Below are 13,981 nucleotides of genomic sequence, written 5' to 3'. Positions count from 1 at the left end.
TCTAACTCTGAAAGATTAATCTAACTCTAAGAATTCACGCATCTTAGGCAGCTGCGCCATACCGTCTTCATAGCCAATTTGCATTAAATGCTGGGTGTAGCGTTTTTCAAACAATAGGTAACTGGTTAAACTCGATTGCGAATGCTTTTTTACACCTATGGTACGTAGCAATACTTTAATGGCCCATGGCATATCGTCGTAATACTGAGCTGCAATGGCATTAAAGTTTTGCGAAGGGTTAATGACAAAGGTATCTATTTGTTTAAGTTCTTGATGTTTGTCGCGAGCGGGTAATAGCCCTAATGTTCGGTTAACACGAGCCAAACGCTCCAAATCCGATTGCATAGTGTCGGTAAATACACTGTCGAGTAAATGCCCTGCAACAGCAGATAGACCCGGATAATGTGGCGAGTAACCCGGTGGGTGTAATTCTTTGGGTTGGTCGACCCCAATAATAAATATTTTTTCAGCGCCTAAATGAATCGACGGACTCAGCGGAGAAAGTTGATGTATAGAGCCATCCCCAAAGTAATGGTTATAAATATTTACACTTGGAAACACCATAGGGATGGCACTCGATGCCATTAAGTGCTCAACATTAATACGAGTTGCACGGCCTTCGCGTTTAGCACGCTGCCATGATGTTTGCGTATTAGATTGAAAAAATGCAACAGAGTCGCCCGTTGTATAACTTGAGGCCGTAATAGACAGCGCATCTAAATAATTACGATGTAAATTGCGCTCAATGCGGTGTAAATCTAAAATTTCGTTTAATAAACCACGCAGAGGGCGGTTGTTTAGCAAGCTCGCTGGTGGATGGTTAATATGCTCTGACTGAAAGCTCGTTAAAATATTACGCGCAATATGACCAAACACGCTTAAAAAATCACTTTTATAGACCATAGAGGTTGAAAAGTTTTTCCAAACTGATTCAAGTTTTCGTACAGCCAAATGCGCACAAGAAGCGTAACATGCCAATGCAGCTGAGTTAATAGCCCCAGCAGAGGTGCCGTTTATTACTCTAAATGGCAATGGAGCAGTGCGAGGCATACTATGAGCTAGCGCTTTAAGGACACCCACTTGATAAGCAGCACGTGCGCCACCACCTGTGAGTAATAAGGCAATTTTAGGTTTTTGTGGATCAACTTGCTTGATTTTCATATTGGTGGTTAAACTGTTCTACGTCTTTACTTTATTTATTAACTGTAAGTCTTTAAGCTAGAAGAATCAAAGGATAACTGCCCTAATACTTATTACATTGTTTAATCACCCAATTTAGTACGTAACTTACTTTGCTATAATTGCCATATTATAAAATGTAATAGTATTTGTGTAAGAATGAATTTAATCCACTTAGCGTACTCTAAGTGATATCGCATTTTAATTTTTATGGAGTTCGTATGTCAGATAAACCAGAAGCATCAGATGTTCAAAAACGTCCACCTAATAACAATATTCTTTTCGCCGTTATTATTTTAATAGTCGTAGCATGTGCGGCCGCCTTCGTATTGCTAACACCCAGTGACGAGCAAGCAACACGCACTGAGGTAGAGCCCACAGTTAAAGAACAACCTATGATGGAGCTTAAACCCGAGAACGACCCCGTGGTAGATGCGCCGTCTGTAAATCCAGAAAAGCCAGCAGAGCTTGAAGTACCAGCACAAAGTCCAAGTGAGCCAGTGCCAGAAGTAGAGCCACTACCAACGCTTAACGAAAGTGATGCAGTTGTTGTTGCTAAAATGGACGAGTACCTAAGCGACTCAGTAATGAGCTTAATGGTGACCGACGATGTTATTCGTCGTGGTGTGGTATATGTAGATAACTTAGCAAAAGGAAAAATAGCTAAAAAACACATGCCTGTTGTACAGCCAGAAGAAAAATTTAGCGTGAATGAAGGTGATATCCTAACGATTAACCCTAACAGCTACGAGCGTTATACACCGTATGTGAAAATATTTACCAGTATGAGTGCAGCGCAAGCCGTTCGCATGTACGAAGAGTACAAGCCACTTATTAATAATGCATACAGTGAAATTGGTTACGGCGATGACGAGTTTAATCAAACGCTAACCGATGCAATCGATTTATTACTTGATACGCCAGAGCCTGAAGGTGACTTGCCGCTACTTCGCGATTCAGTAACGTATCAGTATGCATTTTCGGAGTGGGAGCAATTACCTGCTGCACAAAAACAGCTTTTACGTATGGGTCCAGAAAACATGAAAAAAGTAAAAGCAGCACTTCGTAATATAAAAGCGCAGTTAGAGAACAATTAATACGCACTAAAACAGCTAAATGCACCGCGATTGTATATGAAGTATGCAATCGCACTTTCTTTTTAGATTATCCCTTGAATAACAGAGCAAAAGTAGAGATAATCCTTCCCGCGCCAACCAAGGCCCTCAATGGTAGTCTTATTGGTCCTCTCGCAACACTAGCAGGCGAACCTGGTCAGGCCCGGAAGGGAGCAGCCACAGTTTGTGACGTGTGTGCCGAGATGTGGCTGGTAAGACTGCCACCCAAATTCCTCATTTGGGTGTTGTTTGAAGTATAAGTTGACATATTTGTACTAAAAGATGGCATAAAACAGAAGCATAAGGTGACATAGCTTAGTATTAATCAAATTGTTAAATGGCTCACTCAATAAAATAAAACACTCCCGTGTAAAAACCCTCATAAATTTGCTAGTAAAAAAATAAATCACTTATTTAGTCGAATCCTCTTTAGAGTTTCATGCATGTTTCCATTTTGAATTTTCACCATCAATAGCCGCATTTGAAGCACAACCACTAGGTTACGAATATGAGTTTGATAACCGTACTTGCCGTTACACACTGACTTTATACTTACCCACACAGACGGCACGCAAAAAATTTATAGAAGTAAAACCACAAAGCAAAATTGCTGACGAAGACTTTCGTGCTCGATTTGTTGAAAAGTCGGATAATAACCTTAATTTAATCCACTTTTTTAATCATGCTTTGTATGGCTAGGGTGTTTTTCTTTATTCTCTGGGGTGGCTTGCCTTCGTTTACTCCATTTGATTACGCTTCTAAAAACGCAATGTTTTAACGGTTTATGTTTAAAATTAGTTTAGTTAATTAGATACAGTGCTTTTTTCGTATATTTATTGTTATTTAATATCGGTACAATTGTATCTCATGTAAATTTAAAGTGAACGAGCGGGTTTGAGTCTTTTGTGCACTTTTTAACTATAAGATAAAATTATGTCCCAACAAAAAAAAGGATTTACTGTTGCGCTTTTCTTTGCTGTTTCAGTTTTACCTATAAATAATTTGTTAGCTTCTACAGTTAATTTTCAATATGACGCAAGAGGAAGATTAATTGAAGTTAAAGAAAGTAATTCCAAATTAATTACGTATGAATATGATGATGCCGGTAATCGCTTATCTTCAGCAAATGCTGCTATATCAACACCAACACCAACACCAACGCCAACACCAACGCCAACACCAACGCCAACACCAACGCCACCTCAACTAGAGCCGGCTATAACGTCATATTCCATTCCAAGTTCAGTCAGGTTAGGTTCATCATTTACAGTATCTTGGGTTTCAACCAATACAAGCTATTGTGCAGTATCAATGTTTGGTGATAGCAGTTCTCATCCACGAGAAGCTACCTCGGGATCTGTTTCGTTACGTATTTATGAAAATACTTCTATTGTTGTTAAGTGTCATGGCTCTAATGATTCGGCTGCAGTTGGAAAGTTAGTGAAAATTTCATTCTCTGGAGGTCCTGGTGGATTTAATTAATATCAAGGAAGAAATAATGACTAAGAGTATAATAAAAGCAATAGCAATTTGCTTTCTCGCGTATTCAACTTATACACATGCTGAAGATGATTACACCCCAATTAAACCTTTAAAAGTTAAGCAAGATGTAAATTCTGTAAATTTACTTAGTGGTAAGTATTATCCAACGTTACCTTCATTGAGCGTTCCTGCAGCTCCAAGACTTTCGTTTGAAACACTTCAAAAATTTAACTCAAAAATAACGGGAACACTTTACAAAAGTACTACTTGGAATAATATCGGTAGTTCTGAAAGGACTGAAATCTATTCTTTAACATATGGTGGTGTTACTTCAGAGCAGTTTAACTGTAAATCATATGACTGTGAATCTACCGATAATTACGGTTCAAGCCTATTTGGGAATATAAACACAAAGAATTCAAGATTAGAATACAGGCAAGGTGGAACAGGAATAAGAGTTGAGTATGACTCCAACTCATCTTTTTTCAGCTGGAATGACCCCTATAATAATAAAGCCAAAGAAGGTACTTGGTACGTAACTAGAGTTTTTTATCCTGATGGTGAAACAATAACATTTGATTATGACAAGGTTTTTGATCCAAATATCAGCCCCTTTATTACATTCCATAGACCTATCAGTGTTGAAAGTAATTTGGGTTACAAGCTAAAACTTACTTATCTATCGGATGACCTAACAACTGGAGCTTCGGGATGGAGTAAGGTTTCAACAGCTACAATTGTTAAAACAAACTCTCCGAGTGAGGCTTTAGCGAAATTTACTTATACAAGCAACACGATTACCGATTTACTTGGAAGAACTTGGAATTATTCAGGGTTTAGTAATGCGCTTGGTTCAAGCGATACAAGTAGAAATTTTTCATTAAGACTACCTTCTGATTCAAGTAATACTATAAGTGTTACTTCTAACAATAAAAATCATGGAGCGGCAACTCACAATTACTTTGTAACCAATGTTACTAAAAATGGTGTTGCATATAATTATACCTATATAGCCGCATCGGGAACTGGAAAAGATCCTAATAAACAGTTTACAAAAGTCACTATTACTGGTCCTGATAGCTACAGCCGAGTTATTGATTTAGATGTTCTAGGGGGGTCAAATAAACGTTCATTTATTACCAAAGATACTAACGCATACGGACAAAGCACTCTCTATAAATACTTAGGTGGTAGGCTTAAAGAAATAACTTTCCCAGAGGGGAATAAAGAGTTATATGAGTTTGATGCCCATGGCAATGTTACAAAAAAAACAAATATAGCAAAATCAGGTTCAGGAATAGCCAATATAGTTACTACAGCTAATTATGATATCTATAATTGTACAAAAGTAGAGTGTTTTAAACCCACCTCAATTACTGATGCTAAGGGCAATACGACAGATTACACCTTCGCAAGCCATGGTGGCATGCTCACTAAACTTGAGCCAGCAGATAAAAACAATAATCGTCGCCTAACAACAAATACTTGGCAAGAAATTAATGGTTTTACGCGCTTAAAAAGCACTAACGTTTGTACTCAAAGTAGTTGCTCATCAACTGATAGACAAGTTACAAACTATACATACTGGGGCAATACTTATTTAGCAAGAACAGTAACTAAAACAAATGGTGTGGGTGCAGTAAAGCAAGTTACAACGTATACCTATGATAATGCTGGGAGAGTAGCGATTGAAGATGGACCACTGGCAGGTACTGATGATGCAATATATTATCGATATGACAATGCAGGTAGAAAAACATGGGGAATTGGTGCAAAAAACCAGCGAGGGTATCGTGTAGCACAGCGTTTCACGTATCGTAACGAAGATGACCAATTTCGCATCATCGAAACAGGTACGCTGACATCACCTACAAGCACTTCGTTGAGTGTTTATAATACCGAAACAATCGCTTATAACACGAGAAATTTAGCGACTAAAAAAGAAGTTAGCTCGCCATCAAAAAAAGAAGCCGTTACACAGTTTACTTACGACACACGAAATAGGTTAATGTGTACTGCTACTCGCATGAACGCCTCTACATTCAATAGCCTACCAAGCTCTGCATGTTCACTTGCGTCAGAAGGTGTCGATGGCCCAGATCGTATTACCCGCAACTATTACGACAGACTCTCTCGTTCGACAAAAGTCACCTCTGGGTATAACACACCAGATGCTGGTAACGATATTGAGATTGCGTATACAGCAAATGGTGAAATCTACACACGTAAAGATGGTGAAGGAAATGTCACGTCTTATACGTATGATGGTTTTGACCGTTTAAAGCGTACTACATTTGAAGATAATACCTATGAGCAAAATAGCTATGATGCAAATAGTAATTTAAAAACGTGGCGCAAAAGGGACGGTAAAATACTTACACACTATTACGATGCTATTAATAAGAAAACGCAAACAACTGTTCCGGGTGAATCAACACTGTATTTTAATCACGATGGTCTAGGGCGAGACACAAGCGTAATACGCAGCTTAAGCGAGGTAAGTTTTACCTATGATGAATTGAGTCGATTAAAAACAACGACTACGAACAACCGTACATTAGCTTACATATACGATATTGGTGATAGAAAAACACGGTTAACTCACCCAGATGGTTTTTATGTGACTTACGCATTTGATGCGACAGGGGCATTAACATCAATAAAAGAAAACGGCAGTAACTTACTTGCAAATTATACCTATAACTCTAAAGGACAGCTTACTAGTATTTTCAGAGGGAATGATACATCAAGTTCAGTAGGTTACGACACAAAAGGACGTGTTACAGCGTTTAATCATTCAGGTATAAATAATACTAGTTTTGGTTATAACTATGCGAACCAGCTTAGGTCAAAAACAGTTAGTAATAACAATTATCAGATTCAAATCCCTACAGTCGGTGAGCAAAATTATTACACCAATGATTTAAATCAATATACAAGTGTTGGCGGTAAAAGCCTAACTTATGACACTAACGGCAACCTAAAAACTTATGATGGTTGGGGTTATACCTACAATGCGCATAACCGCCTAAAATCAGCAATTAAACTTGGTAGCAGCCTAGCGCTTGGTTATGATGCAATGGGGCGTTTAAATTATACTACTTTAAATAGAGTTAAAACGACCTTCTTATACGATGCAAACGAACTGGTTGCTGAGTACAACAGCAGCGGTAGTCTATTACGTCGCTATGTTCATGGTATTGGCGAAGATGACCCGCTGGTGTGGTACGAAGGTAGTGGCACAGGTAACAAGCGCTATTTACACGCAGATGAACGCGGTTCAATTATTAGTGAAACGAATGGCTCAGGTTCAATTGTCGCTACGCATAAATACGGCCCATTTGGAGAGCCGATTAATACCAGCTCATCGCGTTTTCGATATACAGGGCAAATCTTAATTCCGGGCACTGAGCTGTACTACTACAAAGCACGGATTTATCATCCAAAGCTAGGTCGTTTCTTACAAACTGACCCTATTGGTTATGACGATGGCATGAACATGTATGCTTATGTTGGGAATGATCCAATAAACAGTATCGATCCTACTGGACAAAAATGTGAATCTGCTGATGGTAGTACTACCTGTACACCTGAAAATTCAGACTTCGAACCTTTTACCTTCCCTACACCAGAAGGTTGGGAAGATTTTGGCAGTGGCGACTATGATTATCACGACTATACATTTGAAGATGACGCAGGAAATGGTGGAGATGGATATGGCTCAGCATTAAAAAGTGAGTTAGTGAATAGTCCTACTAATGATAGCAATGCTGCAACTGAATCTGGCGCTTTAAATGACGTAGGCCCTCTTGCACGATTTTCAGGTGTCGATAATGTGACATCTTACACTACAGGTGAGGGGATAATGAATGTTACAGAAGCAAATCATACTGTAGGGTCAGGTTTTGTAATGCGTAAAATTGTACCTAATGGAAAAGGCGGCTTTAAAATAGTAACTTACGGTGAAGGTAATTCATTAAAGCAATTAGTTCCGGGGGCTGATGGCATGGCAAAAAGGTTTTGGACAAGGAATGCTAAAAAAATAATATCTGGGGCTAGGAATTAAAAAATGGATAAATTGAATAAAGGCTTAAAAGTTTTAGTTCCTGTATTAGTTTATTTTGTTGTTCTAATGCTATTCAGTATCAAAACGATTTACTATTTTAATGAAAACCCAATATGGTGGGTTTATGTAATATGTTTCTCTGTATTATTTACATATTTTGTTTACCTCTGCCATTCGTTAAAACTAAGTGGTATATGGTTGTTAATATGTTTTTCATTTGTTTTGGGGTACATGCCATTTGAAACTGAGGTACCAAGAATATTCGATTTAATTACTAACAAACACGCGACTTTAAGTGGGCTAGCGAGCAATATTGATATTTATCCCATAGGTGTCTTTGTAGATTTATTTTTCTACCCAGTGTTGATTTTTATTTTGTTGCTAGTTGTAAAGCGCACTTTAAAACCTTAGAGGCCAACTTAAATTTATTCGGATTTATTTGAATCCAAAGCCTCGCTAGCCGGGGCTAGGGTTCAACCCACCAATCTATTTGCTCTCAACCCAAAGCCAGCGGAAGCTGGTTTTGTTTTTTGGGGTTCAATGAAAATAGTCGTCTGGTGCTAAATTCAATTGGGTGATTTGCTCAGGACTGAATCCGTGGCGAAGGAGTTGGAAATCTCTCATCTGCACTTCGGCTTTTTTTCCTTCGCCAATAACTTGATAAAGGCTACCGCTAGCGGTTTTGATTAACTGATTGTTAGGTGATATTTCTACTATTCTTGATGTGCTAATGTAATCGTTTGGTGCGAATCGGTACGTCATGTCATCGACACAGATACCCCATAAAATTTATCCAATCATTTTCTTCACCATCAAAAATTGAAACTTAACGGTGTTTAAGTCTTAATGAGAAATATCTATTTCTACTAAATTAATCGGAATTTTTTAGCATTAAAAAACTGGCTTTGGTATCAGGAGCTTTTAATTTAAGAAAACCAGTCACTTTATGCCATTTTATGATTCAACTCTATGTCAACTTACGCTTCACTTACGACGCTGTAGCTCAGTAAAAGTATATGTTCTTATGTCAACTTACACTTCAAACAACATTGGGTGTTTAAATTAATAAGCTTAATTCTTCAAAAACATTTCATCTCATAAAATAATGCAATTAATTTATGGATTACAGTACAAGTTATTGTTTTATTTTTGTTGAAAGTATTAATAACAACCACGTCTTAATATTAACAAGTTGTAAAGTTGTTTCTCTTTTTAGCATATTGCTTATCCCCACTTCGTAAATGCGACTTAAGTCTAGATTGTTTAGTACGAAGTTAGGATTAGAATAATGTGAAATTTAGAAAGGGGCTCAAAATGAACTTGGAACGTATTCGCAATAGTAATCTACACAATAAAGTTATGTCTGCTGAGCAGGCTAGTCTGTTTATTAAAGATGGAATGACTGTAGGGATGAGTGGTTTCACTCGCGCCGGAGAAGCTAAAGCAGTACCCAGAGCATTAATTGAGCAAGTCAAAAAAAATCCAATCAAAATAAATTTAATGACGGGTGCGTCATTAGGTAATGATCTCGACAAGCTATTAACAGAAGCGGGCATTTTAGCGCGTCGTATGCCTTTTCAAGTAGATAGCACTTTACGTAAAGCGATTAATAACGGTGAAGTAATGTTTATTGATCAGCATTTATCTGAAACAGTTGAGCATTTACGTAACCATCAACTAACCATGCCTGATGTGGCTGTTATTGAAGCCGTTGCCATTACCGAAGAAGGGCATATTGTGCCGACTACATCGGTTGGTAATTCAGCGAGTTTTGCTATTTTTGCCAAAGAAGTAATCGTTGAAATTAATATGCTGCATAACCCGAATCTTGAAGGTTTGCATGATATATACATCCCTTCGTATCGTCCTACTCGCCAACCAATGCCGTTAGTTAAAGTAGATGATAGAATTGGTAGTACTGCAATTCCTATCGATCCTGCAAAAATTGTTGGTATTGTTTTTACTAACCAAAGCGACTCGTTTTCTACCGTTACCGACCCTGATGAAGATACCGCATCTATTGCGCGCCATTTAGTTAACTTTTTTAAAGACGAAGTGGCTCAAAATAAATTGCCAGCTAATTTAGGCCCGCTACAAGCAGGCATTGGTAACATTGCTAATGCAGTGATGATGGGACTACTCGACTCTGACTTTAAAGACCTAACAATGTACTCTGAAGTACTGCAAGATTCGACGTTTGACCTAATTGACGCAGGTAAGCTTAGTTTTGCATCGGGCAGCTCAATTGTTTTGTCTGAGCGTTGTAATGCGCAAGTATTTAATAATTTAGAACAATACAAAGACAAGCTAGTATTACGCCCTCAAGAAATTTCGAACCATCCTGAAATAGTGCGCCGTTTAGGAATTATTGCAATAAACACTGCGCTTGAGTTTGATATGTATGGCAATGTAAATTCAACACATGTTTGTGGCACACGGATGATGAATGGTATTGGTGGCTCTGGTGATTTTGCTCGTAATGCTCATTTAGCAATATTTGTGACTAAATCGATTGCTAAAAATGGCGCTATTTCAAGCGTAGTGCCTATGGCCAGTCATGTTGATCATAACGAACACGATGTTGATATTTTAGTAACCGAGCAAGGCTTAGCTGATTTACGCGGTTTAGCGCCGCGTGAGCGAGCGATACAAGTCATTAAGCATTGTGTGCACCCAGATTACCGTGACGATATGTTAGATTACTACAATCGCGCTTGTGAGCGTGGCGGGCATACCCCTCATTTACTTGAAGAAGCGTTTAGCTGGCATATTCGCTTAGAGCAACAAGGCAGCATGAAAAAAGTATCTGTAACCGATGCTCAAGTGCAACTGTCTGCATAAGCATTTTGGTTTATTAAAATTGAATTAGTTAGTTTTATACTTACTTTTGAACCGCACTAGTGTCAGCTCAATCAGCTTTGATTAGTGCGGTTTGATATAAACTGTAAGTCCAAAATAATTTTATACCTACTCTTTGCATACCTTTCCCAACCACCTTTTATTATTTTATTCACTTAGGTTTAAGTGCTATTACCGTTATTAAGTGTGTAATGTGCTTATTAAAAATATAGGTACTAAATGGCGTTTGATAGAGGATTAGAAGAGCGACCTACAGTAAAACCAGTTAAGGGCTTGGTTTATATTTTGCCTGAAGGTTTTGAGTCTGATTCTGATTTAGCATATTGGGTAAATACGTGCGTTAACTTTGTAGAGTCTTTACCGCCCAAACCTTTTAAAAAACGACCTGTACTTAAGTAAATTAGCGAAGTATCACCTTAATTAAAATAAGCACTGCAATCAAATTACTGGCGCTATGAGCATGAATACTACATAATTGAGCGACTGCTCACTTATGTGTTTTTTACTTAAGTATGATTCATACTATTTCAAAAGACGCTTTGAACACTAGTTTGTAAAGCTGTTTATTAGCACAGCTTTAAATTTTTTAGTAAATAAAAGAGAGAATGTAATGATTAAAGTAAGCGTATTATACCCAAATAATGAAAGTGCTACTTTCGATATGGACTACTACTGTAAAACACATTTACCCCTAGTTGCAGAGTTAGTTGGTAAAGCGCTTATATCAAGTAGTGCAGATGCAGGTTTAGCAGGTGGCGCACCGGGCGAAGCGCCAACTTATATTGCTATGGGGCATTTAGTGTTTGAATCGGTAGAATCTTTTCAGCAAGCCTTTGCACCTCATCAAGAGGCAATAGCCGCTGATTTAGTTAACTTTACTAACGTGTCTCCAGTAATTCAAATTAGCAATATTGCTGGGTAAATTACACGCTAAAACTAATTTAAGAATTACTTAATAACCCCTACTGTATTTAATACAGTAGGGGTTTTATTTTAACTGCAATAAAAGGGCTAGCGCTCTGTTTTAAGTAAAATTAGTTCTAATATTTAGATGTATTAAACCCGCCCTTGTGTTGATTATGAAAATGATAAAAGTTATCATTTAGGTTGTTGGCTATCTACACTTCTCCCAGGAATTATCATGTTTAACCCTAATTATTTGGCATTAAGTATTGCTGCGTCTTTATCTGTTTTTTCTAATATAGCTTTTTCACAACAAAACGACGACATTGAAACTATTGAAGTAACTGGCCGTGCCCAGCAATTTTACTTAGAGACCGAAAGTAAAATTGGGACTAAAACTAATTTAGATCTTATTAAGCTTCCGCAATCTGCGCAGGTTTTAACAGAGCAACTTATAATTGACCAAGCAGCGCGTGACATTACCGATTTGTACCGATCTATTGCGGGAGTGAGCGAATATAGCTACTCAGGCGTTACTTTTCGTGGTTTTAGAGATGACGCAAATGTATTTTACGATGGTGTGCGTGGCGACCCATATTCGGGCTTTGGTGTACCGCAGTTATTTAATGTAGAACGTGTTGAAGTATTAAAAGGGCCAGCCTCTGCTTTGTATGGCGGTGGCGAACCTGGTGGGATGATTAATTACGTAACCAAAAAACCAAGCTACTTAGAAAAGCGCGAATTAAAGCTCACCTTGGGTAACTACAATACGCGTGGCGCATCACTCGATATGACCGGTGGTTTAAGCGATACAATGGCTTATAGGTTGGGTGGTTTTTATGAAGAGCAAGACAGCTTTCGTAACAATGCAGACTCAAAAAACACCGAGCTAACAGGTGGATTGTTATTTGATTTAAGTGATTCAACAACGCTTACAACAAGTGTTGATTACATAAAACAAGACTTAGGTGGCAATCGCTTACGTGGAGTACCGGTAGATGATAACGGCAACTTTCTGGTAGATCCTTCGTATAACGCGAACGAATCATTTGACTATCAAGATATGGAAGCTTTGGTGCTTCAAGCTGAGTTAAATCATAGTTTTTCTGATGATTTCTCTGTTAGCACTACTGTGCGATACCTTGATAATGAGCGCGACCAAGCGTATCACGAGTCGCAAAATTGGGTTGACGTAAATGGTGATGGCGTTGCTAATATAGATGATGAAACCATAAGACGAGAATACCGCAAACAGTTTCGAGCAAACGAAGAAATAAGCTTAACAACTGATTTTGTATATAACGTTGAGCAAGGTAATTTAGAGCATCAATTTTTATTTGGTGGCGATTACCATGTGGTAGAAACGCAGTACGATTACTTGCGTGCCCGATATGAGGCTGATGGTGTAGCAAACTTAAATATTTATACACTTAATTACGGTGAAACAGACCCTAGCACCTATAACTTAACCGATTTAGATCGTGATGGTGTAGATACCGATCGCTTTGGTGTATACGCTCAAGATGTTATAAGTATTGGCGAACAATGGACCGTAATTGCAGGCTTACGCTACGATTATTTTAAAGAATTAAATAAGGAAACAGGCTTTAGCTATTCTGACAACGGTGTAACGCCTCGCGTTGCAGTAACGTACCAGCCAATAGAAAACACCTCTGTTTACATAAACTACTCTGAAAGCTTTAACCCAACCTCGTCGGGCGATCAGGAAGATGTGGTAGGCGAGGGCAACTTAGACCCGGAAACAGGTAAGCAAACCGAGTTGGGCATGAAAAACAGATGGTTTGATGGCAAAATAATGAGTACATTTGCTGTTTATCAAATTAATAAAGAAAACGTGGTAATGAGCAACCCAGACGATACTGGCGCGGGAGATGGCATTGCTGCACTTTTAAATATAGGTGAAGTAGAAAGCCGTGGATTTGAAACAACCTTAGTAGGCGATTTATCCGAGCACTGGACAATAACGGCTAACTACGCATACAACGATACGCAAGTAGTGGACGGCGTAACGGGTGATACGCTTTCAGATACATTTGGTGATGGCTCGCGCTTTGCTAATGCGCCGCGCCATCAGGCGGGTTTATGGTCACGCTTTGGGCTCGATTCGATTAATTCCTCTATTGCGTTTGGCGCTAATTATGTGAGTGAGCAAGTAAGCTCCGATGGTCAAAAAGTAAAACCGTTTACCGTATTTGATATGAGCTGGACGAGTCGCTTTGATGACGTATTACTAAGTGTAAATATTAACAACCTGTTCGATAAGGAATATGCTGTAAGCGGATTTAGCCAGCGTAACGGTCACTTTCCGGGTAGCCCGCGTGAAATTGTTGGGCAAATAACCTACAAGTTTTAATAC

General features: G+C 38.5%; 9 protein-coding genes and 1 other RNA gene. 8 read left to right on the top strand and 2 right to left on the bottom strand.

What is annotated here, in order from left to right; genetic code table 11:
* Positions 1–15: 15 nt before the first annotated feature.
* Positions 16–1,161: a patatin-like phospholipase family protein gene (locus I6F43_RS13035; RefSeq protein WP_007584072.1), complete on the bottom strand. Its 1,146-nt coding sequence runs from the start codon at positions 1,159–1,161 to the stop codon at positions 16–18.
* A gap of 239 nt (positions 1,162–1,400) precedes the next feature.
* On the opposite strand from I6F43_RS13035, the gene I6F43_RS13030 reads away from it, so the two are divergent.
* The 4 genes from I6F43_RS13030 (at position 1,401) to I6F43_RS13015 (ending at position 7,842) form a co-directional block, all read left to right on the top strand.
* The gene (locus I6F43_RS13030) at positions 1,401–2,276 is read left to right on the top strand and encodes a DUF3014 domain-containing protein (RefSeq protein ID WP_197102699.1); all 876 of its coding nucleotides are present in this window, start codon (positions 1,401–1,403) and stop codon (positions 2,274–2,276) included.
* 139 nt (positions 2,277–2,415) lie between these two features.
* Positions 2,416–2,512, top strand: an RNA gene (gene ffs, locus I6F43_RS13025) — signal recognition particle sRNA small type.
* A gap of 715 nt (positions 2,513–3,227) precedes the next feature.
* Positions 3,228–3,776, top strand: coding sequence for an RHS repeat domain-containing protein (locus I6F43_RS13020; RefSeq protein ID WP_197102697.1), 549 nt, complete (start codon positions 3,228–3,230; stop codon positions 3,774–3,776).
* A 16-nt stretch (positions 3,777–3,792) separates the two neighbouring features.
* Positions 3,793–7,842 carry an RHS repeat domain-containing protein gene (locus tag I6F43_RS13015; protein ID WP_197102695.1) on the top strand — a complete coding sequence of 1,350 codons (4,050 nt, stop codon included), beginning with the start codon at positions 3,793–3,795 and terminating at the stop codon, positions 7,840–7,842.
* A gap of 537 nt (positions 7,843–8,379) precedes the next feature.
* Here the strand turns inward: I6F43_RS13015 and I6F43_RS13010 are convergent.
* A complete protein-coding gene (locus I6F43_RS13010; RefSeq protein ID WP_231614084.1) occupies positions 8,380–8,604 on the bottom strand; it encodes a hypothetical protein in 225 nt (74 codons plus the stop codon).
* Between the two features lie 552 nt (positions 8,605–9,156).
* Here I6F43_RS13010 and I6F43_RS13005 point away from each other — a divergent pair.
* From I6F43_RS13005 to I6F43_RS12990, 4 genes are all read left to right on the top strand, one after another.
* Positions 9,157–10,683, top strand: a complete 1,527-nt coding sequence (locus I6F43_RS13005; RefSeq protein WP_197102693.1) for an acetyl-CoA hydrolase/transferase family protein — start codon at positions 9,157–9,159, stop codon at positions 10,681–10,683.
* 237 nt (positions 10,684–10,920) lie between these two features.
* Positions 10,921–11,100, top strand: coding sequence for a hypothetical protein (locus I6F43_RS13000; protein WP_231609242.1), 180 nt, complete (start codon positions 10,921–10,923; stop codon positions 11,098–11,100).
* A gap of 211 nt (positions 11,101–11,311) precedes the next feature.
* The gene (locus I6F43_RS12995; protein WP_007584064.1) at positions 11,312–11,623 is read left to right on the top strand and encodes an EthD family reductase; all 312 of its coding nucleotides are present in this window, start codon (positions 11,312–11,314) and stop codon (positions 11,621–11,623) included.
* Between the two features lie 219 nt (positions 11,624–11,842).
* A complete protein-coding gene (locus I6F43_RS12990) occupies positions 11,843–13,978 on the top strand; it encodes a TonB-dependent siderophore receptor (protein WP_197102691.1) in 2,136 nt (711 codons plus the stop codon).
* Positions 13,979–13,981 lie beyond the last annotated feature (3 nt).

The organism is Pseudoalteromonas sp. NZS71_1, from assembly GCF_015864305.1.
GTDB lineage: Bacteria > Pseudomonadota > Gammaproteobacteria > Enterobacterales > Alteromonadaceae > Pseudoalteromonas > Pseudoalteromonas arctica.
Note: the sequence above shows the minus strand (reverse complement) of the source record. Positions and strands in the feature narration are given on the sequence as shown.

Coding starts and splice junctions, on each gene's coding strand:
- I6F43_RS13005 (WP_197102693.1), top strand. CDS start 9,157: ATGAACTTGGAACGTATTCGCAATAGTAATCTACACAATAAAGTTATG.
- I6F43_RS13035 (WP_007584072.1), bottom strand. CDS start 1,161: ATGAAAATCAAGCAAGTTGATCCACAAAAACCTAAAATTGCCTTATTA.
- I6F43_RS13010 (WP_231614084.1), bottom strand. CDS start 8,604: ATGACGTACCGATTCGCACCAAACGATTACATTAGCACATCAAGAATA.
- I6F43_RS13015 (WP_197102695.1), top strand. CDS start 3,793: ATGACTAAGAGTATAATAAAAGCAATAGCAATTTGCTTTCTCGCGTAT.
- I6F43_RS13020 (WP_197102697.1), top strand. CDS start 3,228: ATGTCCCAACAAAAAAAAGGATTTACTGTTGCGCTTTTCTTTGCTGTT.
- I6F43_RS12995 (WP_007584064.1), top strand. CDS start 11,312: ATGATTAAAGTAAGCGTATTATACCCAAATAATGAAAGTGCTACTTTC.
- I6F43_RS13030 (WP_197102699.1), top strand. CDS start 1,401: ATGTCAGATAAACCAGAAGCATCAGATGTTCAAAAACGTCCACCTAAT.
- I6F43_RS12990 (WP_197102691.1), top strand. CDS start 11,843: ATGTTTAACCCTAATTATTTGGCATTAAGTATTGCTGCGTCTTTATCT.
- I6F43_RS13000 (WP_231609242.1), top strand. CDS start 10,921: ATGGCGTTTGATAGAGGATTAGAAGAGCGACCTACAGTAAAACCAGTT.